The following is a 25,626-nucleotide window of genomic DNA, read 5'->3' on the forward strand; positions in this document are numbered from 1 at the left end:
CACCACGCCTTCAGTAGCGGAGCAGGAAGGACAGCTGATAGAAATGGAAGCCACTGGAGCACCTCAAAAACACCATCATACACTAAATCAGTAAGTTGGCAGCATCACCGAAACGTCTAACAGATGAAACCGCGCCCTCAAAATGATGTCGGACAGATCGCCGCATTTCATATCGCTGGCGGTATAGTCATCCATCTTTTTTTGGGTTTTGAATATCGTACAGGGGAACTGAAGTGCCGGCATAAATACCTTCCTGGTATATTGTTAACGAGGCTCATCTTGAGCGTCGCTTATCATAATCGGCATATACATACGGCACGTAATATTTTTTATTCTTATAGTAAAAACTTAGACCTCAGTCATTATTTCCACCCACAACATAAAACAAAATTACTTTATTTATCTTTGTACATTCATTTAATAAATGTATTAAATGTAATTATTATAAAAATATTATTTATATTAACGGATAAAATTCTCCCCCAGGTGTCTGTCACGGCACAGACCCTCTTTCGTATCTGTGCTATAACTCAGCCGCTTATTTTCAGGGAGATGACCATGCGACAAAGAGTGATTGCCTGTCCGATTATCCAGAACCAGGGCCAATATTTGCTGTGCAAAATGCCACAAGATCGCGGGGTGTTTCCCGGCCAGTGGGCGCTCTCCGGTGGCGGCATTGAGCCAGGTGAAACCATGGCAGAAGGGCTGCGGCGTGAGATCCGGGAAGAGCTGGGTGAAGCGCTGATTATCTCGCACATTGAGCCGTGGACCTTCCGCGACGACGTGCGGGTCAAAACCTACGCCGATGGCCGGAAAGAACAGGTGTACATGATTTACCTGATGTTCGACTGCATCAGCGAAAACCGCGAGATAACCCTTAACGAAGAGTTTGAGCAGTACGCGTGGGTCAGCCCGCAGGATCTGGCGAGCTACGATCTGAATGAAGCCACCGCCGCGACGTTCCGTGATAAAGGGCTGCTGTAATGCATTGGGCAGCCCGAAGGCTGCCCGGCACGGCTAGCGCATCGCGTTGTATATCGCCTGCTGAATTTTGACGGTCTGCTCATCCACCGGCTCTGGCTCCAGCCCCTGGGCGGTCGCATCTTCGTAGCGCTGCTTCTGCGCCGCCAGGCGTAGCTGAGCGCGCTCTACTTCCTCTTTCTGGCGCTGTACCGCCGGGGCTGAACTGCAGAAGCTGGCGAGGAATTGCTTTCTCAGCGAAGTCAGCTTTTGCCCTTTCTTCATGCCTAACTCAGTGGAGCCAATCAGCCTGCGGCAGGGCCGGGTTTCGTCCATTTGCGGGCGGTATTGCAGCAAAATGGTCAGCACATCGCGGTCATCCGCCGCCAGCGCCTGCTCGGCAAAATAGACTTTCCAGTTCATCCCGCCCTGCATAAACAGGCGCACAATACGCGCGTCATTACGGTTAATCGCCGCCCGCAGGTTATTTTCGTCCCAGGTGATGCCCATATTGGCAAGCATATCCCGCGGGCTGTTGGATTCCGGCCGCTCTTTCTGCTGCACCGGCGTACTCACTATTGGCGGAGCCGCCGTCACCTCAGGTTTTGAGGTGGCATCACTTAACAGATAAAGACCAATCACCGCCACTGCCACCACCACAATCCCTACCGATGCCCACAGCGCGGTGGAGATCATGTCGGTAGTATCATGCTGTTTTTTGGCCGTGCGCGGGTCATAACGCTCGATGGATTCTCTGATCTCTGCCGGATCGCCGCCCTGGGCCGCATGATTTTTACGCGCCTGGTCAAGGTAGCTTTGCAGTGCCGCATCATCCGCGTCCAGCAGCGAGGAGGGATTCACTTTAGTGCGGCCTTCGCTAAAGGCTTTTTGTACCGGGCCGCTGATTTCACCGAAATAGCTATCCAGCAAAGCCACCTGCACGCTCGTCAGCGGCTGCTTGTGCATCAGGTCGTTGCGGATTTGACGGGTGCCATCGAGGAAGATTTGCAGGGTTTTACGTTGGTCGATAAGAAAGCCCAGCTGAGGCGAGTTTTGGTAAACTTTGGCGTAGTGATGGGCAAACTCTTTCTTATCCACCAGCATCAGCGCCAGCTCGCTGAACTTCATGCCGCTCAGCACATCGCCCCGCTCGCCTCGCTTCAGCCAGCGGCGAACTTTGTCAGCCCCAAACTGGCTTTTTAGCTGATTAACCAGCTCCGCCTGGTTTTCCCACGCCTGATTGACCAGCCCTTTCAGCATCAGTTCAATGGCGCGCATCTGCTGCTGGGCGCCTTTCTGTAGCCCGTCAACGTCGGAGGAAAGCTCGGTGGAGTAGCCCAGCAAGGGCTGTTTGAAGCGCACATGTTCCAGATAGCTGGTGAAGCGCAAGGCGGCGAGGAGCTGGTTCTGGCTAACTTCCTGCCCGCTTTCATACTGCGGCACCAGCTGCTGCAAATGGCGCAGCAACAGCGTGAATTGTGAAATTTCGGAGTCGTTAAGATTCAGCCGTTTCGCCACCGCCCCCCAACTGCCCAGCGCCATACGGGCCTGCTCCAGCTGCTGGAAAAACCACTGCGGATCTTTGCCTTCGGCGGCACGAATATTCAATAGCGGCAGGATCTGAAGTGAAGCCTGCCGAATAATCCCCAGACACGTCTCAAAGTGCTCCCGCATCTGCAATGTTGCGCTGCTCATGATAGTCCTTTGTCGATGTCCGGCCTTACGTTGCCGAACGCAGAAAAAACGGCTTTTTTCCGCCCCAGGCGGCTATTTTTTATGGTTATTAATGCCAAGGCCACACTTCGCCATTACAGCCGAGTGTAAAGCAGCCCGCCGGGAATCAATGGCGATAAAAAGAGCGATTTTGTCAGGTATTTTCTAGCGCTTGCTCGGCGATTTCACCCACTCTCTTTAGCGCCGCCTCGGTGACGGCATCGAGAGGCAAAGCATAGTTAAGACGCAGGCAATTGCGATATTTTCCGGAAGCAGAAAAGAGTGACCCACTGGCGACGTATATTTTCTCCTCCCGTAGCAGGAGGTTAAAACGTTCCACATCAACGTTTTCCGGCAGCTCAATCCAAAGCAGAAAACCGCCTTGCGGTCGGCTAACGCAAATGCCACAGGGGAAGTACTGCCTCACGCGGCAGGAAAAGTGATCGAGATTCCGCTGGTATTGTTGCCTCATACGTCTCAGGTGGCGGTGATAGTGGCCTTCGCGGATAAACCCGGCAATCGCATGTTGAGTAAAGACCGATGTGCTGCCGGTGCCGATATACTTCATGTGCAGGACGCGGTCGAGATAGCGGCCGGGAACAATCCAGCCAATACGCAGGCCCGGTGCCAGTGTTTTAGAAAATGAACCGCAGAGTAAAACACAATCACCGACGTCCAGAGATTTAATTGTCATCGGGCGTGGGTACTCGAAGGTAAGCTCGCCGTAAACGTCATCTTCGATAATGGCAATGTCGTAGCGTTTCGCCAGGCTGAGTACGGCCTTTTTACGCGCGTCTGGCATAATAAACCCCTGAGGGTTATTGCAGTTCGGCACCAGAAAAATCGCTTTAATCGGCCACTGTTCCAGCACCAGCTCCAGCGCCTCCAGGCTCATCCCGGTCACTGAGTCGGTTGGGATCTCCACCACTTTCAGGCCATAGCCGCGCAGCATCTGCATGGTGCCGTGGAATGACGGCGACTCAACCGCCACGATATCCCCCGGTTCACAGACCGCTCGAATGGCGATCGACAGCGCTTCGTGGCAACCGTTGGTCACCACGATATCGTCAGCGTTCACCACACAGTTACTGTCCAGCAACAGACGAGCAATTTGTTCACGCAGCACTTTGGTGCCCTGAATTTCGTCATAACCCAGTACTTCAGCGGCCTGGTGCTGGCTCAATCTGCCCATCTCCCGCAATAGCGGCTTGACGGTCGATTGCGTGAAATCAGGTGCTCCACTGAAAAATCCCGGCGCTTCGCCGCTGTAGCGGAGATTAATCATCTCCAGCACTTCACTCCATTGCTTAACTTCCACGGGCCAACGCGCGGGACGCGAAAGGCGTGGAAGCGGCGGCACGGCTTTGCGCGGCGAAACAAAGTAGCCGGAACGTGGCTGAGGGGAAATCAGCTGCTGGTCTTCCAGGACGTGATACGCCTGTTGCACGGTACTGATACTGACACCGTGTTCGCTGCTCAGGCTCCGCACCGAGGGCAGACGCTCCCCGCTTTGGTATAGCCCCTGCTCAATACGCTCAGCCAGCAGCGTGGCAAGATGTTGGTAACGCGTCATGCTGTATCCTCACCGGAAACCATACAGAAGGAAAAACCGATACAGAATGGCGCAATAAATACCATTCAGCTCCTGTTTTAGCCCTTCTGTATGTTAAAGAAAAGTAATTTTTGAATCTGTCTGCTTTTTCCCGCTGGCCCCATGATAACCCCAGGCAAACCGCGAGGAGTCACAGCATGGGCTTTGAAGAGAACCACCATCGCAGACCGTTTTATGGCCTGGTAATGCTTTACCAGTATTTTCGCCGCAGCCGCCAGCGCCGCCAGACTTTACGGGCGTTACGCGAACTTAGTCCGGAACAACTCAGGGATATGGGGCTGACGAGGGATGATTTATCCCGCTGGGAATAACGCTTAAGCGGTGCCACACGCTGGCACCGTTTTTTATTTACTGCTATCAAAAGGAGGACCAGACAACAACAACAATACTCAGGAGCCGCATGAACATCACCGACTTGCCTTTTAATACCACCGACTGGGCCACCCTAATCCCCACCGAACACCCCGGCATCACCGGCAAAGCGCTTTGGCGCACGCAGCAGTTTGGGCCCATCCGCGTGCGCATGGTGGAATACACCGCCGGCTATCTGGCCGATCACTGGTGCCAAAAAGGGCACGTTTTGCTGTGCCTGAAGGGCGAGCTGCAAACTGAGCTGGAAGATGGCCGCCAGTTTACGTTAACCCCGGGTATGAGTTACCAGGTGGCCGACGGCGCGGAGCCTCACCGTTCCTCAACGGCATCAGGTGCCGTCCTGTTTATTGTGGATTAACGCCATGCCGACGCTTTTGACGCCACGCCTGGCGCTCAGCCAAATCACCGAAGCCGACTGGCCACTTTTCCGCTACCTGCAGCAGCAGCCGGAGGTCATGCGCTACGTGGCCGATAACCGACCGGAGACAGAGATTCGCCAGGCTTTTGACGCCCGTCTTCCCGACTGGCAGCCGGGCAGCCGCCACTGGCTCTGTATGGTGATGCGCCACCGCAAAACCAGCGTGCCGATTGGCGTCACCGGTTTTATCCTGCGCGAGGACGATATCGCGGAAGTCGGATTTTTACTCGACCCGTCGTTTCACGGTCAGGGCTACGGGTATGAATCGCTGTACGAGGTGTGCGCCTTTGCATTTGCGGAGGTCGGCATCCGCAAGCTTGTGGCCACGGTCACCGCCGGAAATATTCCGTCGAAGAAAGTGCTGGAGAAAGTCGGGTTTCAGCAGGAAGGCATTCTGTGGGAGAACTACTGGCTGAACGAACGCTGGCAGGATGACTGGATTTTTGGCCTGCTGGCCCGGGAGTTCAGATAAAACACGGGCCGCACAAGGCGGCCCATACTGCGTGATTCAAGACTTAGTTGTAGATTTCAGCCACGCCGTACATTTTGTTATCACCACCGGCGGAAACAATGCGGATAGACTTCGCGCCTGCCTGCTCGGCTTTCTGCTGCAGCTGGTGTTGCAGGCTGTCGAGGTTAGACGCGCCGCTGACCGATACGGTGCCCATTTTCTGGCTGACAGCTGGCTGAGTTTCCGCAGCGAAGCCGGAGAAGGAAGCAGCGAGAGTCATAACTACGGCAAAATATTTGATGCTTTTCATGATGGTTACCTTTGCATTTTGTTTAGTTGGAAGGCTGACTGCCTTCGATGAGATAAGAATAGCGCCGCCATGCTTTGTTTGTTAGCGGAACAATTCGCCTATCTACTTCAAAAAAACTGAACACAAAGTCATCATGATAATAGCGACGCTGGCAACGCCCTGGCCCCGCAGAGCAGTCACCAATTCCAGCGCACGCCGACATTGCCGGTCACTACCCGCTGGCGTTCGCCGCCGAAGTTTGTCAGATAGCCTGTCGTAGCATAAAGGCTGCCGCTCTGGCTCACCTGCGCCACCAGCCCCGCCCCGATTTGCCCGGCCGTTTGCCCGACATTGCTGGCGATGGTTGTGCTGCTATCGAAAGCGGTTTCATCATCCTGGCCGAATGACCGCAGTACGTTAGCGCGCAGGTAAGGCTTCCAGCTCACGCCGCTCGCCTCAAACGCCCACTGCAGCCGGGCCCCAACCCGCCCCTGCCAGGTATTGCCATTGTTCCAGCGAACATCGGAGACACCGTCGTTCAGCGAATCCAGCGAGGTTCGTTGCCAGATCAGCTGTACCTGAGGTTCAAGCGTCACGCCTTCACCGAGGGAAACGGGCAGCCCCGTCTCAACAGAGCCGGTCACCGCATTGCCGCTGGAAGAAGCATTCACCTCGTTGACCGAGTTAGTATTCAGCCGCAGTGCGCTGCCCATTAACACCGCGTCCGTGTACCAGCCGGAAGCCGCAACCCTTGTCCAATAGCCGCCGTAGTTGTAGTTATTCAGCTGCAGTTTGCCGACGCGCATGCCCTGTTTTGCCAGCGCAAAGCCATCGACATCCCCGGTCGCTCTGGAGAATCCGAACAGGATACCGAAGTGATGTGTCGCCCCATTATCCTCAGTGGCGGTATACAAATCCTGCCCCAACTGCAGTCCCCACAATGTACCGTTGAAGGACGGGTTCACATCTCCGTTTTGATGAATATCCGCGTGGCTTCCCCAGCTTCTGGCCCAAAAAGCTGGCGCTTTGTTATCACTGCCCAACAGACTCTGCTCGCCCTGACGGTCGTGGAAGGTGTCGATCTGCTGCAGGTTAAGCTGGCGGGCCAAGGCAGGTGCTTCGGCGTACAGCGCAACTTCTGGCCGGTAGACATTCAGCTTCTCATCGCCGTGAGAAGCATCCACGATGGACTCAGGCGTTTCTTCCGCCGGGGTGACCGACGTTGTCGAATCCGGCACAACCGTATTGCGCAAATACCAACTCCCGCCGCTGCCGTCGGAGACGCCGCCTTTGGCGAGATAATAGGAATAAGCCCCGGCGCTGACGGTGCCTCCAGAAAGATTGAAGGCATTTGCCGTACTGGTCGCACCGTTAGTGGCCTGCACCACCTGAATACCGTCTGCCGTAGTTTGCGCCCCGACACCGCCGATATTAGTGACCTTCAGCGTGCTGCTGCCCGAAGCGCTACCGCCGCTGAGGATAAGCTTATCAGACGCAGCCCCATCACTCGCCAGGACCGTATTCAGCGCAATCACGCCGTTCTGACCGCTATAGTTTCCGGCTACGGTCAGGCTATTCCCCACGCCGCTACCAGCCAGCTGAACAAGCCCCACGTTGGTCAGGTTGCCGTAAATCTGGAAATTGCCTTGCGGGCCAGCAGAAAGAATCGGCAGCGCATTTGTTACCGCCAACGTTCCGCTGTTCGTCACATCACCATTCACCGTACCATAACCACCCAGCGTGGCTCCGGCCGCCACGGTGGTGCCGCCTGCAGCTGCCGCAGAGGTGTGAGCGCTGTCGCCTACAACCAGCGTACCGGCATTAACAGCCGTGCCACCCGCATAGCTGTTAACGCCGTTGAGCACCAGCGTACCGCCGCCCAGTTTAGTTAACGCACCAGCCCCCGTAATCCCCTGCCCAACAACGGAGGTGAATCCCTGAGTGTCAAACGTCCCGTTATTGGCAGTCACTGATATCGCACGGGATGTCGCAAGATCGAACGAACTGCCGAGCTGAAGCGTGCCACCGTTAAAGATAAGCCCACCTGTAGCTTCACCGAGCGCACTGTCTGCTGCAGCCTGCAGTGTGCCGCCGGTCAGCGTCGTCCCCCCGGTGTAAGTGTTGGCCCCCGTTACCTGCAGCAGGCCGCCACCGCTTTTCTCAACAGCTCCACTGCCGGTAATCTTCCCCGAATAGCTGCCGTCGCTGTTTTGCAGGAAACGCACCATCCCGTCATTAGAGACCGAAAGCGGCAAGTTGGTTGAGTTCGCTTGCAGCGTCGCGCCGTTGCTTACCGAAGCCGTTACGGAAGCCGTACTGGTACCTAGCATGCCGATAAGATCCAACGTTCCGCTCTGCACGAGGGCAGTGGTAAACGCGCCAGTACCCGCCCAGGTCCAGTCGCTGCCGGTCATGGTCAGCGTCTGGAAATTGGTAAAGGCGTTAGAGGAGGTACCCGTCCCTTCTAATGTCACGGAGTTATTGCCTCGCCCACCATCGGCCAGGCCAACAATTTGCGAGCCGGTCTGGAGGATCAGCGAAATGCTGCCGTTGCCGCTGAGAATTGCCGTGCCGCTTCCGCCCTGAATCAGCCCGGCGTTGGTGATGGTGATATTACCGTTAGTCGAACGAATACCGATGCCGTTATTGCTGACGATCTGCCCGCCGGCCAGGTTATTGATCGTAGTGTTAAAACTGCTGCCGAGCGTGTTTGCTACCACGCCGTCCACGCTGCCGCTGGAGGACGCGGTGCCGGTGGCCTGAATCAGGCCGCTGTTATTTAGCGTGGCGTTGTTGCCCTGCAAAAACACCGTGGGCGCATCTCGCCCGGAAGTGGACAGCGTCCCACTGTTGTTCACCGTGCCGCTGCCGCCCAGCAGCGAAATAGCCCTGGCGTTATTCCCTGATGTGGAGATGGTGCCGGTATTGGTGATGGTATTTCCTGCAGCGCCAGGATTGCTCTGCCCCCAGGCTGCGGTCATGCCGTAAGAATTGTTACCGCTGGTGGTGATAGTGCCGTTATTGATCAGCGTATTGTTATTACCGTTAGCGGCCATGCCGTCGTTGTAGGCCCCGGTGGTGGTCAGCGTGCCCGTCGCACCATTAGTCAGCGTATTACCGTTATTCACGCCCAGCAACAGCGCCCCACGATTCGCCACGCCCGTGCCGTTATCAGAGAGAGTCAGCGCCCCGGCGTTGTTGATACTGCTGCCGCTGTCCACCGAAAATGGCGTCGCCTGGGTGGTCAGCGAGTAACTCCCGGTCACAGTTGAGTCGAGATTAATCGTAACGTTATTGCTGCCTGCGGTGGCAACCACCGGCGGAATACCCGAGCCGCTACAGGTCACGGTGTCCCCGCTATTCGGCGTTGACGACGAACAGGCGGCGGTGGCAGGAAAGGGAAGCATGCCGGTTAAACCGGCCAGACAGACGGGAACCAGAGTCAAAGCCTTATTTTTCATGTTTACTCTCGCAGCAAGAAAGATAAACAACGGGTTGGCATTCCCTGCGGCCTCGCATAAGGCGGGCAAATTGTCCAGTGGTGGGGCTGGGGTAGAAAAAATCCACACCCGGCATTTAACTATAGAGCCGGGTGGAGATTTAAGAGGCTGATGAGGCGGGTTTTATCGGCTTATTTCACCGAAAAGAGAACGCGGTCAGAATTCCGTGCGGGAGAAACCGGTCATCTCGGTCAGTTCCATCTCGCGACCCAGAGCGGTCATCGGATGGACAATTACCAGGCCACGCACGCTTTTCTTGAGCTTACCCATATCGGCCTGCTCTTTTTTGGTAATCGCACGCTTGTACGGCAGCGCTACCAGCTTCTGCGCTTCTTTGCTCAGCTTCTGGTTACGCACCGCCTGCAGGCGAGCGATTTCGATTTCCAGCTTCTGCCGCTCTTTTTCCAGCTCGGCATATTTTTCCGCTTCGTTGATCAGGTGCAGGCCTGGCATTTCGTGGCGGATAGCGTCCAGACGGTCGCTGAGGCGTTTAATTTCTGCTTTTTCGATTTCTTTCATTTTGACTTACCGTGAATAAAGATGGCTTGCTGGCAAGGATACACGATCCTGAGGGACAGGGCGAAAAGCGGCTATTTCTGGAAGGCTTTTTTTAAGCTGATCCGGGAGATCAGCTCGGTCAGGGAAAGGACCATTGTGGAGCGAACGATTTGCATATAGCGCTGACGCTGCATTGCCAGCAGTTCAGGATCGCTGCCATCAACGAAGGCCGGCGTCGGCGGCAGCGCCGTCACGCAGTGCAGCTCGCCAAACGGGCCTAGCATTTCGTCATCGGTGAAGCTGTACTCGTTGCCGTCGTGGTTCAGTTCTTCCCGGAGCGCCATGAGCAGCTCGCAGTCTTCGTACTCGGCGCGGTTCAACACGCCCAGCCCGTAGATAAGCTTCAGGCGTACCGACAGGTCGCCCAGCGGGCCGTCGCCGTCCAGCAATGGCTCAACCGCATATTTCACCGCGTAGTCGTCCTTGCGGAACACCTGCAGCACCAGGATATTTACCGCTTCGGTTAACAGCTCGACGGCAGCAATCAGCAGGCTTCTTACGGTTTTGCCGGCATTCAGTCGCTCAAGCACGCGGTTTTCAAAGGCCTGGGTTTCTTCCATTTTTGCCTGCATCACTAAACATGTTTCAGGCGCGGTATCCACCGCGCCTGCATAGGGTTACGCTATGGCGTTATACGCCTTCACCGCCTCAGTCACGGCTTCGCTGTTTACATCCAGACCGGACACTTCCGCCAGCGCCGCCTGCGGGCCTTTATCTGCCAGAAGCTGCTTCAGCTCCTGCGCCTGCGGGTCCTGCTCGCTGTGGTAGTGCATTGCCGCCGCAATCCCTTTGATCAGGTTAGCGTGAGGCAAACCGTACTCAATCGTCCCCAGCAGCGGCTTAACCAGGCGGTCACCCGCGCTGAGTTTACGCAGCGGCTGGCGGCCAACGCGTTCCACGTCATCCTTCAGATACGGGTTTTCGAAACGACCGAGGATTTTCTTGATGTACGCGGCATGTTTGTCGGCTTCAAAGCCGTAGCGCTTAATCAGCACCGCACCGCTCTCTTCCATCGCCCCTTTCACTACGGCGCGCACTTTCTCATCAAGAATGGCATCGCGGATAGTCTGGTGCCCGGCCAGCTGACCGAGGTACGCGGTTATAGCATGCCCGGTATTCAGCGTGAAGAGCTTGCGCTCGACAAACGCCATAAGATTATCAGTAAGTTCCATGCCAGGAATGTTCGGCAGGTCACCTTTAAACTGGGTTTTATCGACAATCCACTCGCTAAAGGTCTCCACGGTCACTTCCAGCGGATCGTGAGTGGCAGATTCAGACGGCGGAACGATGCGGTCAACTGCAGAATCGACAAAGCCAACGTGCTGCTCTACCCACGCCCACGCGTCAGCAGACAGCGCTTTCTTGACGTGCTCTTTCAGCTGGCTGGTGCCACGCACCATGTTTTCACAGGCGATGATGTTCAGCGGCGTTTCGTTGCCGTTCGCACGGCGCAGTTCCAGGCCTTTGGCAAGCGTTGGTGCGATGCGCTCCAGCACAACCGGGCCGACGGCGGTGGTGATCAGATCAACCTGAGCGATAAGGGCCACAACGTCGTCGCCGATGCTGCTGACGGCATTCACGTTGGAGACGGTATCAATCTGCTGCTGCTCGCCGACTACGTGAACCTGGTAGCTGTGACGCGCGTTCAGGGCATCCAGAACCACCTGGTTTACGTCGGCAAAAGTCAGTTGCAGACCGGCGTCCGCCAGCAGTTTACCGATAAAGCCACGACCGATATTACCTGCACCAAAATGTAATGCTTTCATTGCGTTAACCTTCCTGATTATTTCACCCGTGAGGGCTGGGGTAAGGATACTGTATGCGAATCCCCTCACCCTAGCCCTCTCCCAAAAGGGGAGAGGGGGTAATGCTTTGCACCTGCTGCCCCTCAGGGGGTGAGGGGCAGGGTCTTATTTCTTACCGGCCAGCAAATCCAGCACTTCCTGGACGCTGGTGGTGTGCGCCAGGCGCTCAATCACCGACTCATCATCCAGCGCGTTGGTCAGGCTGGTGATGACCTGGATGTGTTCGTTATTGCGGGCTGCAATACCGATCACCAGGCGAGCCACGTCTTCCGGCTCTTCACCGAAGTGAACGCCTTCCGGGTACTGGCAGAACACCACGCCGGTTTTCAGCACGCGGTCTTTTGCTTCCACGGTGCCGTGAGGAACCGCGATACCTTCACCCAGGTAGGTCGGGGTCAGTTTCTCGCGCTCAAACATCGCGTCCACGTATTCCGGCTGCACGTAGCCGCCGTTCACCAGCTGTTCACCAGCGAAGCGAATCGCTTCTTCTTTGTTGCTGGCTTTCAGGCCGAGGAACACGTTACCCGCGCCCAGCTTGAACACCGCGTCTTCGCTGGAAACAAAGCTGTCTTCCAGGCTGTGCATGACTTTTTCTTCTTTCTGACTCAGATTCTGGGAAGCCACCAGACGCTCAACCAGGTTAGCGTACAGGCTGCTGTCGAGGAAGTTGGTCAGGGAGATATGCTGCGCCTGCGGCACCTGGCGCATCGCACGCTCGGTCAGGTCGCGGTGGGTAATCACCAGGTCAACGTCGTCCGGCAGGCTGTTGATCGCGCAGTTGGTCACGGAGATATTTTTCAGGCCAGCGTCGTTCACTTTCTTACGCAGCACGCCTGCGCCCATGGCGCTGGAGCCCATCCCTGCGTCGCAGGCAACGATGATTTTACGCACGTGGCTCAGGTCGTTAGACAGGCCAGCACCTACCGCCAGCGGCGCTGCGCCACCTTTGGATTCGGCTTTCATTTCCTGCATACGGCGAGCCGCAGCTTCGATGTCGTCTTCTTCTTTCACTTTGCTGGTTTTCAGCAGGATGGCGGAGACCACGAAGGAGACAACCATTGCCGCACAGATAGCCGCGATGTTAGCGAAGTACGCGCCTTTCGGCGTCATTGCCAGTACCGCCAGGATAGAACCCGGGGAAGCCGGAGACACCAGGCCGCCGTTCAGCACGGTCAGGGTGAACACGCCGGTCATACCGCCGAGGATAACGGCCAGGATCAGACGTGGGTTCATCAGCACGTACGGGAAGTAAATTTCGTGGATACCGCCCAGGAAGTGGATGATTGCCGCGCCGCCCGCAGACTGCTTAGCGTTACCGCGCCCAAAGAACATGTACGCCAGCAGAACACCCATACCCGGACCCGGGTTCGCTTCAATCAGGAAGAAGATGGATTTGCCCAGCTCGTGGGACTGCTGAATACCCAGCGGCGAGAAGATACCGTGGTTGATGGCGTTGTTCAGGAACAGGATTTTAGCTGGTTCTACAAAGATAGACGCCAGCGGCAGCATGTCGTGCACAACCATGAAGTTAACGCCTGCCGCCAGAACTTTGGACAGGACTTCAACCGCCGGGCCGATGCCGAGGAATGCCAGAATCGCCAGGATCATCCCGATGATACCGGCAGAGAAGTTGTTCACCAGCATTTCAAAGCCGGATTTGATTTTACCGTCGACCCATTTGTCGAAGTGCTTGATTGCCCAGCCGCCCAGAGGACCTGCAATCATTGCGCCGAGGAACATCGGCATATCTGCCCCGACGATAACGCCCATGGTAGTAATCGCACCCACCACGCCGCCGCGGTCACCGCCAATCAGGCGACCCCCGGTAAAGCCGATCAGCAGCGGCAGCAGGTAAGTGATCATCGGGCCTACCAGCTTCGCCAGCGTTTCGTTTGGCAACCATCCGGTAGGAATAAATAAGGCCGTGATAATACCCCAGGCGATAAACGCCCCGATATTTGGCATAACCATATTGCTGAGGAAACGACCAAAGCTTTGCACTTTGATCTTGATATCGGATGACATACACATACCCCTTGTTGGTGTTCCGCGCTGAAAAAGCAGCCCGAGGTTTATTGTTAACGTAGCGGCAGGGTCGCCGGCCTTATGCAGTAAAGTGACGCGAATCTGGCACTGAATCGTTAATCTGTCCAGCAACCGCCTAATTATGTGATTCAGATCACTAATACTCAGGGATCCACCTTCCACATTGAGTGATGACGATCACATAATTGCAGTGTAAAAAAAGTACACCGTGGAATTTTTAACCCTAATTGACCTTTTAATGTGACTAAAATCACATTTTGTTATGACATCTTTGTTATTCATTTGTGATCTACTTCACAAAGTATTTTGGGGCAGATTAATCCTAATGTGATCCAGTTAAAATCTGGGCGTTGACAACAAACGGCGGGCAAGAAAGGGATGAAAGTAAATTACAGCGAAGCGGCTGGCAGAAAGCGCGACGTTGAATGCCGCGCTGGAATGAAAAGTTAGTTATCTAAGTCCGCGACAATGCCGCGCGCCTGAGCAAACAGCTGCTGGTAATGGGCGTCGCTGTCGCCAATCCCCTCTTCCACGCCGATGGTGTTATAGAGGAACTCAATTTTTGCATCTTCCACACCCAGATACCCCATTGAGCCGTGAATATAATCGGCCATGTTTTTTTCCCAGCCATATTTCACAAACCCGGCCTGCGAGCCGCCGACCAGCGCCACCCAGCGGATTTTCTTATTGCCCAGCGTGCTGCCTGGCCCGTAGCCCAGGCCGAAGTTCCACACGCGATCCAGATAGCCTTTGAGCATGGCCGGGAAGCTGTACCACCACACCGGGAACACGATCACCACGGTGTCTTTATCTTCTAACTCGCCAAACAAGCGATGAACTTCCGGGGAATACTGTTTCTGCGGGTTGTTCCAGTCCGGCTCATCTTCCATGCCCAGCGCCGGGTTAAAGCCGCTGCGGTACAGATCCAGGGAGGAGACGTTAATGCCGCGTTCGGCCGCCTCGCCCTGAATTTCCTGCACCACCTGCGCGGTTAGCGACTCACTGCGCGGGTGCGCCCAAACAATATACATATTCTCTGATTTCATGGAGTTATCTCAGCCAGTGGGGATGTATGTTCACTTTACGACCGCTGGATAATTCTGTAAAACGTAGTATTTGAGATGGGTTAATGAAGGATTTTCACTAATGGCGCTGAATTTTACCGACTTCGCGACCTTTATCGCCGTGGCGCGGCACAAAAGCTTTCGCGCCGCCGGAGACGAGCTGGGGCTGTCTCCTTCGGCGATCAGCCACGGCATCAAACAGCTCGAGCAGCGCCTGAAAATTCGGCTGTTCAACCGCACCACCCGCAGCGTCTCGCTGACCGAGGCTGGCAACAACCTCTACGAGCGCCTGCGCCCGGCCTGCGACGAGATTCATACTATTCTCGATGAGGTGAACTCGTTTCGGGACACGCCGATGGGCACCCTCAAAATCAACAGTTCGCGGCTGGCTTCACGCCTTGTGCTGATGCCGCTGGTCGCCGGGTTTACCGCCCGCTATCCCGACATCAAAGTCGAAGTGACCACCGACGACAGGCTGGTGGACATCGTGAAGCAGGAGTACGACGCCGGGATACGGCTGAGCACCACGGTGGAAAAAGACATGATTGCCGTTCCCATCGGCCCAAAAGCGAGGATTTGTGTCGTCGCCACGCCGGAATACCTGGCGCAAAACCCTGCGCCAATGCACCCTCGCGAGCTGGTTAATCACTGCAGCGTCATCTTTCGTTTTCACAGCGGCCGCCCCTATTGCTGGGAGTTTTACGGGCCGGAGGGCAAGCTGGAAGTGACGCCGTGCGGCAACATCATCGTGGACGATCTCGACTCTGAGCTGGGAGCGGTGCTGTGCGGCGCAGGCATCGGCTATCTCTATCAGCAGCAGGTAGAAGAACACCTGGCAAGCGGCAGGTTGGTTTCAATGCTCGAAGACTGGCTGCCTGCGCTGCCGCCGTTCCAGTTCTATTACCCAAATCGGCAATACATGCCCAGCGCGCTGCGTGCCTTCGTTGATTACATAAAAGCGCAGCAGGCGTAGACTTTTTCACCAATGTTGGGTATCTGTTTCATACTTACCTCAAGTTGGCAAAAACGGATAATGTCATGAAACTGATCGGTAATTACACCAGCCCCTACGTGCGAAAGATCTCGGTCATCCTGCTTGAAAAAGGCCTCAGTTTTGAATTTATTAACGTCAACCCGTGGGTTGGCGACAGCCCGGCTCCGCAATACAACCCGCTAGGCAAAGTCCCTACGCTTATCACCGATGAAGGCGAGCGCTGGTTTGATTCGCCGATCATCGCCCAATACCTTGAGCTGCTAAACATTGCGCCAGAGCTCATTCCGCACGACCCAAAAGCGGCGCTGAAAGTGCGCCAGCTTGAGGCGCTTTCCGACGGCATTCTGGACGCGGCGTTAACGTCGGTGCGTGAGAAACTGCGCCCGGCGGAACAGCAGTCTGAAGAAGTCCTGATTCGCCAGCGCGAGAAGATTGGCCGCGCCCTCGACCTGCTGGAAGAATACGCCGCCGACGGCACCCTGGCCGCCGAGCCGCTCGATCTGGCCAGTATTTCCGCGGCCTGCGCAGTGGGCTATCTTAATTTCCGCCGCGTTTCACCGGGCTGGTGCGTGAACCGCCCTCACCTGGTCAAGCTGGTAGAACAGCTGTTCCAGCGCGAGAGTTTTGCCCGTACCGAACCGCCCGCGGCATGATCTGCGGCCAGGACAGGGGACGCTGTCCCCTGTAATATCGCCCACAAATTTCTTAATTCAGTCCTTGCCATGACGACAGCTCAAACACTTTTTAGCCATCTTCCGGCGACCGACCGCCTGCTGCGCGATGCCGCCTTTACCGCCCTGCTTGCCGAGTTCGGCCATACCCGCGTGGTTGCCACGCTGAGAACGCTGCAAAACGAAGCGCGCGAGCACATACGCTCGGCAAGCAAGCTGCCGGACTGGAGCGAGGACTGGGCGAAGAAAACGCGTAGCGTGCTCGAAGCCAGCCAGCGCAGCGCTCTCCAGCCCGTGTTCAACCTGACCGGTACCGTGCTGCACACCAATCTTGGCCGGGCATTACAGGCTGAAGAAGCTATCGCGGCAGTGACGGAATCCATGCGCTCCGCCGTCACGCTGGAATATTCACTGGACGATGCCGGGCGCGGCCACCGGGATCGCGCCATCGCCGACCTGCTTTGTGAGCTGACCGGGGCGGAAGACGCCTGCATCGTCAATAACAATGCGGCGGCGGTTCTGTTGATGCTGGCGGCCTGCGCAGACGGCGGTGAAGTGGTAGTTTCTCGCGGCGAACTGGTGGAGATTGGCGGCGCGTTTCGCATCCCCGACGTCATGCGTCAGGCGGGCTGCGGGCTGGTTGAAGTCGGCACCACCAACCGCACGCACCTGAAAGATTACCGCGCGGCAGCGGGGGAAAATACCTCGCTGCTGATGAAGGTCCACACCAGCAATTACCACATTGAAGGCTTCACCAAAGTCGTTAGCGAGGCCGAGCTGGTTACGCTGGGCAACGAACTCGGCCTGCCGGTCGTCACCGATCTGGGCAGCGGCTCGCTGGTGGATTTAAGCCGGTGGGGCCTGCCGCCAGAGCCGATGCCGCAGCAGCTGATCGCCGATGGCGTGAGCCTGGTGAGCTTCTCCGGCGATAAACTGCTCGGTGGCCCGCAGGCCGGGATTATCGTCGGCAAAAAGGCGCTGATCGAGCGTATTCAGAGCCACCCCCTGAAGCGTGCGCTGCGGGCCGACAAAATGACGCTGGCGGCGCTGGAAGCCACACTGCGGCTGTACCAGCACCCGGAAACGCTGGTTGAACGCCTGCCAACCCTGCGCCTGCTGACCCGCAGCGCCGAAGATATCCACCGGCAGGCCAGCCGCCTGCTGCCCGCATTTGAAGAGCGCTTTGGCGAGCAGTTCGACGTGCGCGTTGAAGCGTGCCTGTCGCAAATCGGCAGCGGCTCTTTACCCGTTGATCGCCTGCCTGGTGCCGCTCTGACCTTCACGCCAAAAGACGGACGTGGCACAACGATCGCCTCGCTGACGCAAACTCTGCGCGAGCTGGAAAGGCCGGTGATTGGCCGCGTGGCCGAGGGCCGCCTGTGGCTGGATTTACGCTGCCTCGAAAACGAAGCGCTGCTGCTGGAGGGACTCGCCCAGTGATTATCGCCACCGCCGGGCACGTCGACCACGGCAAAACCACCCTGCTTCAGGCGCTGACCGGCGTGAACGCAGACCGCCTGCCGGAAGAGAAAAAACGCGGCATGACCATCGACCTCGGCTACGCCTACTGGCCGCAGCCGGATGGCCGGGTTATCGGCTTTATCGACGTGCCCGGGCATGAAAAGTTTCTGGCCAACATGCTGGCTGGCGTCGGCGGCATCGATCATGCCCTGCTGGTCATCGCCTGCGATGATGGCGTGATGGCGCAAACCCGCGAACATCTGGCGATTTTACAGCTGACCGGCAACCCGCAGATCACAGTCGCGCTGACTAAAGCCGACCGCGTGAGCGACAGCCGCATTGCGGAAGTCCGCGATGAAGTTACTGCATTACTGGGTGATACCCAGGCCGCAATCTTTGTGACCGCCGCCACTAGCGGGGAAGGCGTCGAGGCGCTACAGCAGCATCTCAAAGGGCTGGGCGAACGCCCTCATGCCACGGCACATCGCTTCCGCCTCGCCATCGACCGCGCCTTTACGGTCAGGGGCGCAGGGCTGGTTGTGACCGGCACGGCGCTGAGCGGCGAAGTCAATATCGGCGATTCACTCTGGCTGACGGGCGCAGAAAAACCGATGCGCGTGCGCGGCCTCCACGCTCAAAACCAGCCGGCAACCCGCGCGATGGCCGGGCAGCGTATTGCGCTGAACATCAGCGGTGACGCGGAAAAAACCGACATAAGCCGGGGCGACTGGCTGCTGAGCGACAAACCTCTGCAGCCGGTTGAGCGCGTCATCGTCGAGCTGCAAACGCTGCAGCCGCTCCAGCAATGGCAGCCGCTGCATATTCACCATTCTGCCCGCCACGTGACCGGGCGAGTTTCGCTGCTCGAAGGTAATCTGGCCGAGCTGGTGCTGGATGTCCCGCTGTGGCTGGCGGATAACGACCGCCTGGTGCTGCGCGATATCAGCGCGCGCATCACGCTCGCCGGAGCCCGTGCCGTGCTGCTTCATGCGCCACGCCGTGGTAAACGCCAGCCTGCCTTCCTGAGCTGGCTGGGTGAGCGGGCAGAAACCACCGATGACCAGCAAGCGCTGGGATCTCACCTGGCGCGAGGCGCCGTTTTGCTCAACGAATTTAGCTGGGCGCGTCAGTTAACAACGCAAGGGCTTCAGGCCTTACTTGCGAAGCCGGGATACTTGCAGGCGGGCAACGCGCTGTTAAGCCCGGACGTGGCCGCTCTCTGGCAGCAAAAACTGCTCGACGCGCTGGCTCGCTACCACCAGCAACACGACGATCAGCCGGGGCCGGGGAGAGAACGCCTGCGCCGCATGGCGTTGCCCGCAGAGGATGAAGGTCTGGTACTGTCGCTCATCGAAAAAATGCGCGGTGAAGGCCTAATAATGAGCCGCCAGGGCTGGCTGCATCTGCCGGGGCATGAACCTGGGTTTTCCTCAGCACAGCAGGCCGTGTGGGATAAAGTCGACGCCCTGTTCGGCGACGAGCCGTGGTGGGTCCGTGATCTGGCCAAAGAAACCGGTGAAGAAGAGCAGGTCATGCGCCAGCTGCTAAGATCCGCCGCTCAGCAAGGGCTGGTCACCGCGATTCTGAAAGATCGTTATTATCGGAACGATCGCCTGCAGGCGTTTGCCGATCTGATCCGCGAGCTGGATCAAACCCACGGCGCGACCAACGCCGCCGACTTCCGCGACAGGTTGGGCGTGGGCCGCAAACTGGCGATTCAGATTCTGGAGTATTTCGACAAAATTGGCTTCACCCGGCGGCGCGGCAACGACCATCTGCTGCGCGATAAGGCGCTATTTTTACCGGCGTAATATTCCATTCTGCGGGAAGAGGTCTGCCCTCTTCCCCAGGGAATCCGTGAAGCATGTCGTAAAGCCGACGCGAAATGGCGAAGAAACAGACAGCCCGAACTACCCTTGTGAATGAACCATCACAAGGAGACGGCCATGACAAATAATCCTCCCGATACCCGTATTATTCCCGGCGAGTATGGTTTCCCGCTCAAACTTAAACCCCGTTACGACAACTACATCGGCGGCCAGTGGGTTGCCCCGGTTGGCGGCCAGTACTATGCAAACCTCACCCCGGTAACCGGCCAGCCGCTGTGCGAAATCGCCAGCTCCGGCAAGGCCGACATCGACCTGGCGCTGGATGCTGCCTACGCGGCTAAAAAGGGCTGGGGGCAGATGTCCGTGCAGGAGCGCGCGACTATCCTGCTAAAAATTGCCGACCGCATGGAGCAAAACATTGAGCTGCTGGCGACGGCGGAAACCTGGGACAACGGCAAACCGATTCGCGAAACCAGCGCCGCCGACGTGCCGCTGGCTATCGACCACTTTCGCTACTTCGCCTCCTGCATTCGTGCCCAGGAAGGCGGCATCAGCGAGGTGGATAAAGACACCGTGGCCTATCACTTCCACGAACCGCTGGGCGTGGTGGCGCAGATTATCCCGTGGAACTTCCCACTGCTGATGGCGAGCTGGAAAATGGCCCCGGCGCTGGCGGCGGGCAACTGCATCGTACTGAAGCCCGCGCGGCTGACCCCGCTCTCCGTGCTGCTGCTAATGGAGCTGGTTGGCGACCTGCTGCCGCCGGGCGTGGTTAACGTGGTCAACGGCGCGGGCGGCGAAATTGGTGAATACCTGGCGACATCCAAACGCATCGCTAAAGTGGCGTTTACCGGCTCCACCGAAGTCGGCCAGCAGATCATGCAGTACGCCACCCAGAACATTATCCCGGTCACGCTGGAGCTGGGCGGCAAATCCCCGAACATCTTCTTCGCCGACGTAATGGAAGAGGAAGACGCCTTCTTCGACAAGGCGCTGGAAGGCTTTGCGCTGTTCGCCTTCAACCAGGGCGAGGTCTGCACCTGCCCGAGCCGCGCGCTGGTGCAGGAGTCCATCTACGAACGTTTCATTGAACGCGCGATCCGCCGCGTAGAAGCCATTCGCTCCGGCAACCCGCTGGACAGCCGCACCCAGATGGGCGCGCAGGTGTCTCAGGGGCAGATGGAAACCATCCTCAACTACATCGACATCGGCAAGAAAGAAGGCGCGGATGTACTTACTGGCGGGCGCAGAAAAGCGCTGACGGGCGACCTGCAGGCGGGCTACTACCTTGAGCCCACCATCCTGTTCGGTAAAAACAACATGCGTGTGTTCCAGGAAGAAATTTTCGGGCCGGTGCTTGCCGTCACTACGTTTAAAACCGTGGAAGAGGCGCTGGAACTGGCGAACGACACCGAATACGGCCTGGGCGCGGGCGTGTGGAGCCGCAACGGCAGCCTGGCGTATAAAATGGGGCGCGGCATTCAGGCCGGGCGCGTGTGGACCAACTGTTATCACGCCTACCCGGCGCACGCGGCGTTCGGGGGCTACAAACAGTCCGGGATTGGGCGCGAAACCCATAAGATGATGCTGGAGCATTATCAGCAGACGAAGTGCCTGCTGGTGAGCTATTCCGATAAGCCGCTGGGCCTGTTCTGAGGATTGACCCTCACCCTAACCCTCTCCCTGGCAGGGAGAGGGGACGAGTTAGCGTTGCCTGTTAGATATTTTCTCCTGGCTCGTTTGGGGAGAGGATTGCTCCACCTTTAACTTCTTTCCTCCCTCTCCCCTTTGGGGAGAGGGCCGGGGTGAGGGGAAAACCTAGCGGAGCCGCTCAGGATGCGTATAAACCGTTGCCCGCCCAGGCCGGTTAAAGCCCACCAGCGTGAGATTTGTCCGCTGCGCAACTTCAACCGCTAATGAGGTCGCCGCAGACACTGCGAACAGGATTTCAATGCCGCACATCGCGGCCTTCTGCACCATTTCATAGCTAGCCCGGCTCGACACCAGCGCAGCGCCGTTGTGCCACGGGTTACGGCTGCGAACGCCGAGCATTTTATCCAGCGCTACGTGGCGGCCAATATCTTCCCTTCCGTCGAGGATGTGGCCCTCTGGATCTAGCCAAAGTGCCGCATGGGTACAGCCGGTCAGCTCGCCGACGGGCTGGTAGTCACGCATTTTTTTCAGCGCCGCATCCAGGTTTTCCAGGGCAAAAGTCTGGGTAAACGGCAGCGGCGGAACCGGGCGGCCAATGTCGTTTAACTGCTCGACGCCGCAAACGCCGCAGCCGGTTCGCCCGGCCAGCGCTCGCCGGCGCTCTTTCAGCCCCATAAAGCGGCGGCTGGACAGCTCAATTTGCACTTCAATACCGTTGCAGGACGGCGACACATCCATCCCATAAATCTCCGCAGGGCTTTCAATGATGCCTTCGGACAGCGAAAACCCGAGGGCAAACGCTTCGAGGTCTTTAGGCGATGCCATCATTACAACGTGTGAAATGCCGTTGTAAACCAGCGCCACGGGCACTTCCTCCGCCAGCCAGTCGGTTTCTGCCACGGAGAGATTGCCCCGGTGCCAAAGCTCAACGGTGCTGGCACCTGCGATCTGCGCCACGGTTTCTTTTTCAGAGTAGCGAAATTTGTTCACTTAGTTTTAACCATTCGAGAACACCCTCAGGACCATTGTGGTATTCTACTTAATACCCCTTCCGGATGAAGGGAAGAAAGCCATCAAAATCTATACTGGTTCTAATTGTGAACCTTTGCGGGTTACCCCGCAAAATAAATCCTAAGCAATGTGAAATGTCGAAATGTAAGGAGCGATCCATGCAGGTCAGCAGAAGGCAGTTCTTTAAGATCTGCGCTGGCGGTATGGCAGGCACCACGGCAGCAGCACTGGGTTTTGCCCCCGGCGCTGCGCTAGCGGAAACCCGGCAGTACAAGCTGCTGCGCACCCGTGAAACCCGTAACACCTGCACATACTGCTCCGTGGGCTGTGGGCTATTGATGTATAGCCTCGGCGACGGCGCAAAAAACGCAAAAGCCTCAATTTTTCATATCGAAGGTGACCCGGACCACCCGGTAAACCGCGGCGCGCTGTGCCCGAAAGGGGCCGGTCTGGTGGACTTCATCCACTCCGAAAGCCGCCTGAAAACGCCTTCTTACCGCGCGCCAGGCTCCGATAAATGGCAGCCAATCAGTTGGGACGATGCCTTTAACCGCATCGCGAAGCTGATGAAAGAAGACCGCGACGCCAACTTCATCGAAAAGAACGATCAGGGCACCACAGTCAACCGCTGGCTCTCCACGGGGATGCTGTGCGCCTCCGCGTCCAGCAACGAAACCGGCTATTTAACCCAGAAATTTTCCCGCGCCCTCGGCATGCTTGCCGTGGATAACCAGGCGCGTGTCTGACACGGACCAACGGTAGCAAGTCTTGCTCCAACATTTGGTCGCGGTGCGATGACCAACCACTGGGTTGATATCAAAAACGCCAACCTCATCGTGGTAATGGGTGGGAACGCGGCAGAAGCGCATCCGGTGGGATTCCGCTGGGCGATGGAAGCCAAAATTCACAACGGCGCGAAGCTGATTGTGATCGATCCTCGCTTTACGCGAACCGCTTCGGTGGCGGATTTCTACACGCCTATCCGTTCCGGGACCGACATTGCATTCCTGTCGGGCGTCCTGCTGTACCTGATAAACAACAACAAATTCAATCGCGAATACGTCGAGTCTTACACCAACGCCAACCTGATTGTGCGTGAGGACTTCGGCTTCGACGACGGCCTGTTCACCGGCTACGACGCGGCAAACCGCAAGTACGACAAAACCACCTGGAACTACGAGCTGGATGAAGAAGGCTTCGCCAAACGCGATCTGACGCTTCAGCACCCGCGCTGCGTGTGGAACCTGCTGAAAGAGCATATTTCCCGCTACACGCCGGATGTGGTCACCAGCATCTGCGGTACGCCAAAGGAAGACTTCCTGAAGGTGTGCGAGTACATCGCCGAAACCAGCGTGGCGGACAAAACCGCATCGTTCCTGTACGCCCTGGGCTGGACACAGCACTCCATCGGCGCGCAGAACATCCGCACCATGGCGATGATCCAGTTGCTGCTCGGCAACATGGGGATGGCGGGCGGCGGCGTTAACGCCCTGCGTGGTCACTCCAATATTCAGGGTCTGACCGACCTCGGCCTGCTTTCCACCAGCCTGCCGGGTTACATGAACCTGCCCAGCGAAAAACAGGTGGATATCGACAGCTATCTGGCGGCCAACACGCCGAAACCGCTGCTGAAAGGCCAGGTGAACTACTGGGGCAACTACCCGAAATTCTTCGTCTCGATGATGAAAGCCTTCTTTGGCGACAAAGCGACGAAAGAAAACAGCTGGGGCTACGACTGGTTGCCGAAGTGGGACAAAGGCTACGACGTGCTGCAGTACTTCGAGATGATGAGCCAGGGCAAGGTCAACGGCTATCTGTGCCAGGGCTTTAACCCGGTGGCCTCGTTCCCTAACAAGAACAAGGTCGTGGCCTCGCTGTCGAAGCTGAAGTTCCTGGTCACCATTGACCCGCTGAACACTGAAACCTCCAACTTCTGGCAGAACCACGGCGAGATGAACGACGTTGATCCGTCGCAAATCCAGACCGAGGTGTTCCGCCTGCCATCCACCTGCTTCGCGGAAGAGAACGGCTCCATCGTCAACTCCGGGCGCTGGCTGCAGTGGCACTGGAAGGGGGCAGATGCGCCAGGGGAAGCGCTGAACGACGGCGAAATCCTCTCCGGCATCTTCACCCGCCTGCGCCGCATGTACGAGCGCGACGGCGGCAAAGTGCCTGAGCAGGTGCTGAACATGACCTGGCAGTACCTGACCCCGGATAACCCGGCGCCGGAAGAAGTAGCCATGGAAAGCAACGGCAAGGCGCTGGCAGACCTGATTGACCCGGCCACCGGCGCGGTGCTGGTGAAAAAAGGGCAGCAGCTCAGCTCCTTTGCTCAGCTGCGCGACGACGGGACAACGTCCAGCGGCTGTTGGATCTTCGCCGGGAGCTGGACACCGGACGGCAACCAGATGGCACGCCGCGACAACGCCGACCCGTCAGGCCTGGGCAACACGCTCGGCTGGGCATGGGCGTGGCCGCTTAACCGCCGCATTCTTTATAACCGTGCTTCCGCCGATCCGTCGGGTAAACCGTGGGATGAAAAACGCCGCCTGATCTCCTGGGATGGCGCGAAATGGGGCGGCATCGACGTGCCGGACTACAGCACAGCCGCGCCGGACAGCGGCGTCGGGCCGTTTATCATGCAGCCGGAAGGGCTGGGTCGCCTGTTTGCCCTCGACAAGATGGCAGAAGGGCCGTTCCCGGAACACTACGAGCCGTTTGAAACGCCGCTGGGCACCAACCCGCTGCACCCGAACGTGGTCTCCAACCCGGCGGCACGCGTGTTTAAAGATGACCTGGAAGCGATGGGCACGCACGACAAGTTCCCGTATGTCGGCACCACCTATCGTCTGACGGAGCACTTCCACTACTGGACCAAGCACGCGCTGCTCAACGCCATCGCGCAGCCGGAGCAGTTTGTCGAGATTGGCGAGAAGCTGGCCAACAAGCTCGGCATCGTCCACGGCGACACGGTGAAGGTCTCCTCCAACCGCGGCTACATCAAGGCCAAAGCGGTGGTGACCAAGCGTATCCGCACGCTGGACGTTCATGGTCAGAAGGTAGATACCATCGGGATCCCGATTCACTGGGGTTACGAGGGCGTGGCGAAGAAAGGCTTTATCGCCAACACCCTGACGCCGTTTGTCGGGGATGCCAACACGCAAACGCCAGAGTTCAAGGCGTTCCTGGTCAACGTGGAAAAGGTGTAACGGAGACGAA

At 57.4% G+C, this 25,626-nt stretch carries 21 protein-coding genes; 10 read left to right on the plus strand and 11 right to left on the minus strand.

Annotated features, from left to right (window positions below):
• Nucleotides 1-87: 87 nt before the first annotated feature.
• The gene (locus tag WFN87_RS13370; protein WP_336983152.1) at nucleotides 88-243 is read right to left on the minus strand and encodes a DUF3289 family protein; all 156 of its coding nucleotides are present in this window, start codon (nucleotides 241-243) and stop codon (nucleotides 88-90) included.
• 315 nt (nucleotides 244-558) lie between these two features.
• Here WFN87_RS13370 and nudI point away from each other — a divergent pair, with 315 nt between their 5' ends.
• Nucleotides 559-984, plus strand: a complete 426-nt coding sequence (gene nudI, locus WFN87_RS13375) for a nucleoside triphosphatase NudI (protein ID WP_336983154.1) — start codon at nucleotides 559-561, stop codon at nucleotides 982-984.
• Between the two features lie 33 nt (nucleotides 985-1,017).
• Here nudI and WFN87_RS13380 read toward each other — a convergent pair whose 3' ends face one another.
• Both WFN87_RS13380 and WFN87_RS13385 read right to left on the minus strand, forming a co-directional pair.
• A complete protein-coding gene (locus WFN87_RS13380) occupies nucleotides 1,018-2,655 on the minus strand; it encodes an STY4199 family HEPN domain-containing protein (protein ID WP_336983156.1) in 1,638 nt (545 codons plus the stop codon).
• 172 nt (nucleotides 2,656-2,827) lie between these two features.
• Nucleotides 2,828-4,246 (minus strand): aminotransferase-like domain-containing protein, encoded by a 1,419-nt coding sequence (locus tag WFN87_RS13385; RefSeq protein ID WP_166878626.1) that lies wholly within the window; start codon nucleotides 4,244-4,246, stop codon nucleotides 2,828-2,830.
• Between the two features lie 176 nt (nucleotides 4,247-4,422).
• Here WFN87_RS13385 and WFN87_RS13390 point away from each other — a divergent pair, with 176 nt between their 5' ends.
• The 3 genes from WFN87_RS13390 to WFN87_RS13400 all read left to right on the plus strand — a co-directional run bounded on the left by WFN87_RS13390 (nucleotide 4,423) and on the right by WFN87_RS13400 (nucleotide 5,547).
• Entirely contained in the window at nucleotides 4,423-4,596 is a 174-nt protein-coding gene (locus WFN87_RS13390; protein WP_008458678.1) for a DUF1127 domain-containing protein, read from the plus strand.
• Nucleotides 4,597-4,685: 89 nt separating this feature from the next.
• Nucleotides 4,686-5,015 (plus strand): DHCW motif cupin fold protein, encoded by a 330-nt coding sequence (locus tag WFN87_RS13395; protein ID WP_008458680.1) that lies wholly within the window; start codon nucleotides 4,686-4,688, stop codon nucleotides 5,013-5,015.
• A 4-nt stretch (nucleotides 5,016-5,019) separates the two neighbouring features.
• Nucleotides 5,020-5,547, plus strand: coding sequence for a GNAT family N-acetyltransferase (locus tag WFN87_RS13400; RefSeq protein ID WP_336983159.1), 528 nt, complete (start codon nucleotides 5,020-5,022; stop codon nucleotides 5,545-5,547).
• Between the two features lie 43 nt (nucleotides 5,548-5,590).
• On the opposite strand, the gene WFN87_RS13405 is transcribed toward WFN87_RS13400, so the two are convergent.
• The 7 genes from WFN87_RS13405 to WFN87_RS13435 form a co-directional block, all read right to left on the minus strand.
• Nucleotides 5,591-5,836 (minus strand): DUF1471 domain-containing protein, encoded by a 246-nt coding sequence (locus tag WFN87_RS13405; RefSeq protein ID WP_008458685.1) that lies wholly within the window; start codon nucleotides 5,834-5,836, stop codon nucleotides 5,591-5,593.
• Between the two features lie 176 nt (nucleotides 5,837-6,012).
• Entirely contained in the window at nucleotides 6,013-9,276 is a 3,264-nt protein-coding gene (locus WFN87_RS13410) for an autotransporter outer membrane beta-barrel domain-containing protein (RefSeq protein ID WP_336983161.1), read from the minus strand.
• A 195-nt stretch (nucleotides 9,277-9,471) separates the two neighbouring features.
• Nucleotides 9,472-9,834, minus strand: a complete 363-nt coding sequence (locus WFN87_RS13415) for a YibL family ribosome-associated protein (RefSeq protein ID WP_008458687.1) — start codon at nucleotides 9,832-9,834, stop codon at nucleotides 9,472-9,474.
• A gap of 71 nt (nucleotides 9,835-9,905) precedes the next feature.
• A complete protein-coding gene (gene mtlR, locus WFN87_RS13420; RefSeq protein ID WP_336983164.1) occupies nucleotides 9,906-10,445 on the minus strand; it encodes a mannitol operon repressor MtlR in 540 nt (179 codons plus the stop codon).
• A 45-nt stretch (nucleotides 10,446-10,490) separates the two neighbouring features.
• Entirely contained in the window at nucleotides 10,491-11,639 is a 1,149-nt protein-coding gene (mtlD, locus tag WFN87_RS13425) for a mannitol-1-phosphate 5-dehydrogenase (protein WP_336983166.1), read from the minus strand.
• Between the two features lie 144 nt (nucleotides 11,640-11,783).
• On the minus strand, nucleotides 11,784-13,703 hold the full coding sequence (locus WFN87_RS13430; protein ID WP_008458694.1) for a PTS mannitol transporter subunit IICBA: 1,920 nt from the start codon (nucleotides 13,701-13,703) through the stop codon (nucleotides 11,784-11,786).
• 467 nt (nucleotides 13,704-14,170) lie between these two features.
• Nucleotides 14,171-14,770: an NAD(P)H oxidoreductase gene (locus WFN87_RS13435; RefSeq protein WP_034809208.1), complete on the minus strand. Its 600-nt coding sequence runs from the start codon at nucleotides 14,768-14,770 to the stop codon at nucleotides 14,171-14,173.
• Nucleotides 14,771-14,870: 100 nt separating this feature from the next.
• Between WFN87_RS13435 and WFN87_RS13440 the strand changes: the two genes are divergently transcribed.
• From WFN87_RS13440 to exaC, 5 genes are all read left to right on the plus strand, one after another.
• Nucleotides 14,871-15,761, plus strand: coding sequence for a LysR family transcriptional regulator (locus tag WFN87_RS13440; protein WP_336983170.1), 891 nt, complete (start codon nucleotides 14,871-14,873; stop codon nucleotides 15,759-15,761).
• Between the two features lie 65 nt (nucleotides 15,762-15,826).
• Nucleotides 15,827-16,435 carry a glutathione S-transferase gene (locus WFN87_RS13445; protein WP_166878649.1) on the plus strand — a complete coding sequence of 203 codons (609 nt, stop codon included), beginning with the start codon at nucleotides 15,827-15,829 and terminating at the stop codon, nucleotides 16,433-16,435.
• 69 nt (nucleotides 16,436-16,504) lie between these two features.
• Entirely contained in the window at nucleotides 16,505-17,893 is a 1,389-nt protein-coding gene (gene selA, locus WFN87_RS13450; RefSeq protein ID WP_336983173.1) for an L-seryl-tRNA(Sec) selenium transferase, read from the plus strand.
• Nucleotides 17,890-19,725, plus strand: a complete 1,836-nt coding sequence (gene selB, locus WFN87_RS13455; RefSeq protein ID WP_336983175.1) for a selenocysteine-specific translation elongation factor — start codon at nucleotides 17,890-17,892, stop codon at nucleotides 19,723-19,725. The genes selA and selB overlap by 4 nt, the downstream gene beginning before the upstream one ends.
• A 135-nt stretch (nucleotides 19,726-19,860) precedes the next feature.
• On the plus strand, nucleotides 19,861-21,399 hold the full coding sequence (exaC, locus tag WFN87_RS13460; protein WP_336983177.1) for an acetaldehyde dehydrogenase ExaC: 1,539 nt from the start codon (nucleotides 19,861-19,863) through the stop codon (nucleotides 21,397-21,399).
• Between the two features lie 162 nt (nucleotides 21,400-21,561).
• Here exaC and fdhD read toward each other — a convergent pair whose 3' ends face one another.
• Nucleotides 21,562-22,386 carry a formate dehydrogenase accessory sulfurtransferase FdhD gene (gene fdhD, locus WFN87_RS13465; protein ID WP_336983179.1) on the minus strand — a complete coding sequence of 275 codons (825 nt, stop codon included), beginning with the start codon at nucleotides 22,384-22,386 and terminating at the stop codon, nucleotides 21,562-21,564.
• A gap of 179 nt (nucleotides 22,387-22,565) precedes the next feature.
• On the opposite strand from fdhD, the gene fdnG reads away from it, so the two are divergent.
• Nucleotides 22,566-25,616, plus strand: coding sequence for a formate dehydrogenase-N subunit alpha (gene fdnG, locus WFN87_RS13470; protein ID WP_336983181.1), 3,051 nt, complete (start codon nucleotides 22,566-22,568; stop codon nucleotides 25,614-25,616).
• Nucleotides 25,617-25,626: the final 10 nt, after the last annotated feature.

The sequence above is a fragment of the Cedecea sp. AS113 genome (genome assembly GCF_037152415.1).
GTDB lineage: Bacteria > Pseudomonadota > Gammaproteobacteria > Enterobacterales > Enterobacteriaceae > Cedecea.

What these genes read in the sequence shown, in the direction of transcription:
- WFN87_RS13405 (WP_008458685.1), bottom strand. Translation starts at nt 5,836, where the DNA reads ATGAAAAGCATCAAATATTTTGCCGTAGTTATGACTCTCGCTGCTTCC.
- WFN87_RS13430 (WP_008458694.1), bottom strand. Translation starts at nt 13,703, where the DNA reads ATGTCATCCGATATCAAGATCAAAGTGCAAAGCTTTGGTCGTTTCCTC.
- WFN87_RS13380 (WP_336983156.1), bottom strand. Translation starts at nt 2,655, where the DNA reads ATGAGCAGCGCAACATTGCAGATGCGGGAGCACTTTGAGACGTGTCTG.
- WFN87_RS13390 (WP_008458678.1), top strand. Translation starts at nt 4,423, where the DNA reads ATGGGCTTTGAAGAGAACCACCATCGCAGACCGTTTTATGGCCTGGTA.
- WFN87_RS13435 (WP_034809208.1), bottom strand. Translation starts at nt 14,770, where the DNA reads ATGAAATCAGAGAATATGTATATTGTTTGGGCGCACCCGCGCAGTGAG.
- nudI (WP_336983154.1), top strand. Translation starts at nt 559, where the DNA reads ATGCGACAAAGAGTGATTGCCTGTCCGATTATCCAGAACCAGGGCCAA.
- mtlD (WP_336983166.1), bottom strand. Translation starts at nt 11,639, where the DNA reads ATGAAAGCATTACATTTTGGTGCAGGTAATATCGGTCGTGGCTTTATC.
- exaC (WP_336983177.1), top strand. Translation starts at nt 19,861, where the DNA reads ATGACAAATAATCCTCCCGATACCCGTATTATTCCCGGCGAGTATGGT.
- mtlR (WP_336983164.1), bottom strand. Translation starts at nt 10,445, where the DNA reads ATGCAGGCAAAAATGGAAGAAACCCAGGCCTTTGAAAACCGCGTGCTT.
- WFN87_RS13400 (WP_336983159.1), top strand. Translation starts at nt 5,020, where the DNA reads ATGCCGACGCTTTTGACGCCACGCCTGGCGCTCAGCCAAATCACCGAA.
- WFN87_RS13410 (WP_336983161.1), bottom strand. Translation starts at nt 9,276, where the DNA reads ATGAAAAATAAGGCTTTGACTCTGGTTCCCGTCTGTCTGGCCGGTTTA.
- WFN87_RS13370 (WP_336983152.1), bottom strand. Translation starts at nt 243, where the DNA reads ATGCCGGCACTTCAGTTCCCCTGTACGATATTCAAAACCCAAAAAAAG.
- selA (WP_336983173.1), top strand. Translation starts at nt 16,505, where the DNA reads ATGACGACAGCTCAAACACTTTTTAGCCATCTTCCGGCGACCGACCGC.
- WFN87_RS13445 (WP_166878649.1), top strand. Translation starts at nt 15,827, where the DNA reads ATGAAACTGATCGGTAATTACACCAGCCCCTACGTGCGAAAGATCTCG.
- WFN87_RS13385 (WP_166878626.1), bottom strand. Translation starts at nt 4,246, where the DNA reads ATGACGCGTTACCAACATCTTGCCACGCTGCTGGCTGAGCGTATTGAG.
- WFN87_RS13395 (WP_008458680.1), top strand. Translation starts at nt 4,686, where the DNA reads ATGAACATCACCGACTTGCCTTTTAATACCACCGACTGGGCCACCCTA.
- WFN87_RS13440 (WP_336983170.1), top strand. Translation starts at nt 14,871, where the DNA reads ATGGCGCTGAATTTTACCGACTTCGCGACCTTTATCGCCGTGGCGCGG.
- WFN87_RS13415 (WP_008458687.1), bottom strand. Translation starts at nt 9,834, where the DNA reads ATGAAAGAAATCGAAAAAGCAGAAATTAAACGCCTCAGCGACCGTCTG.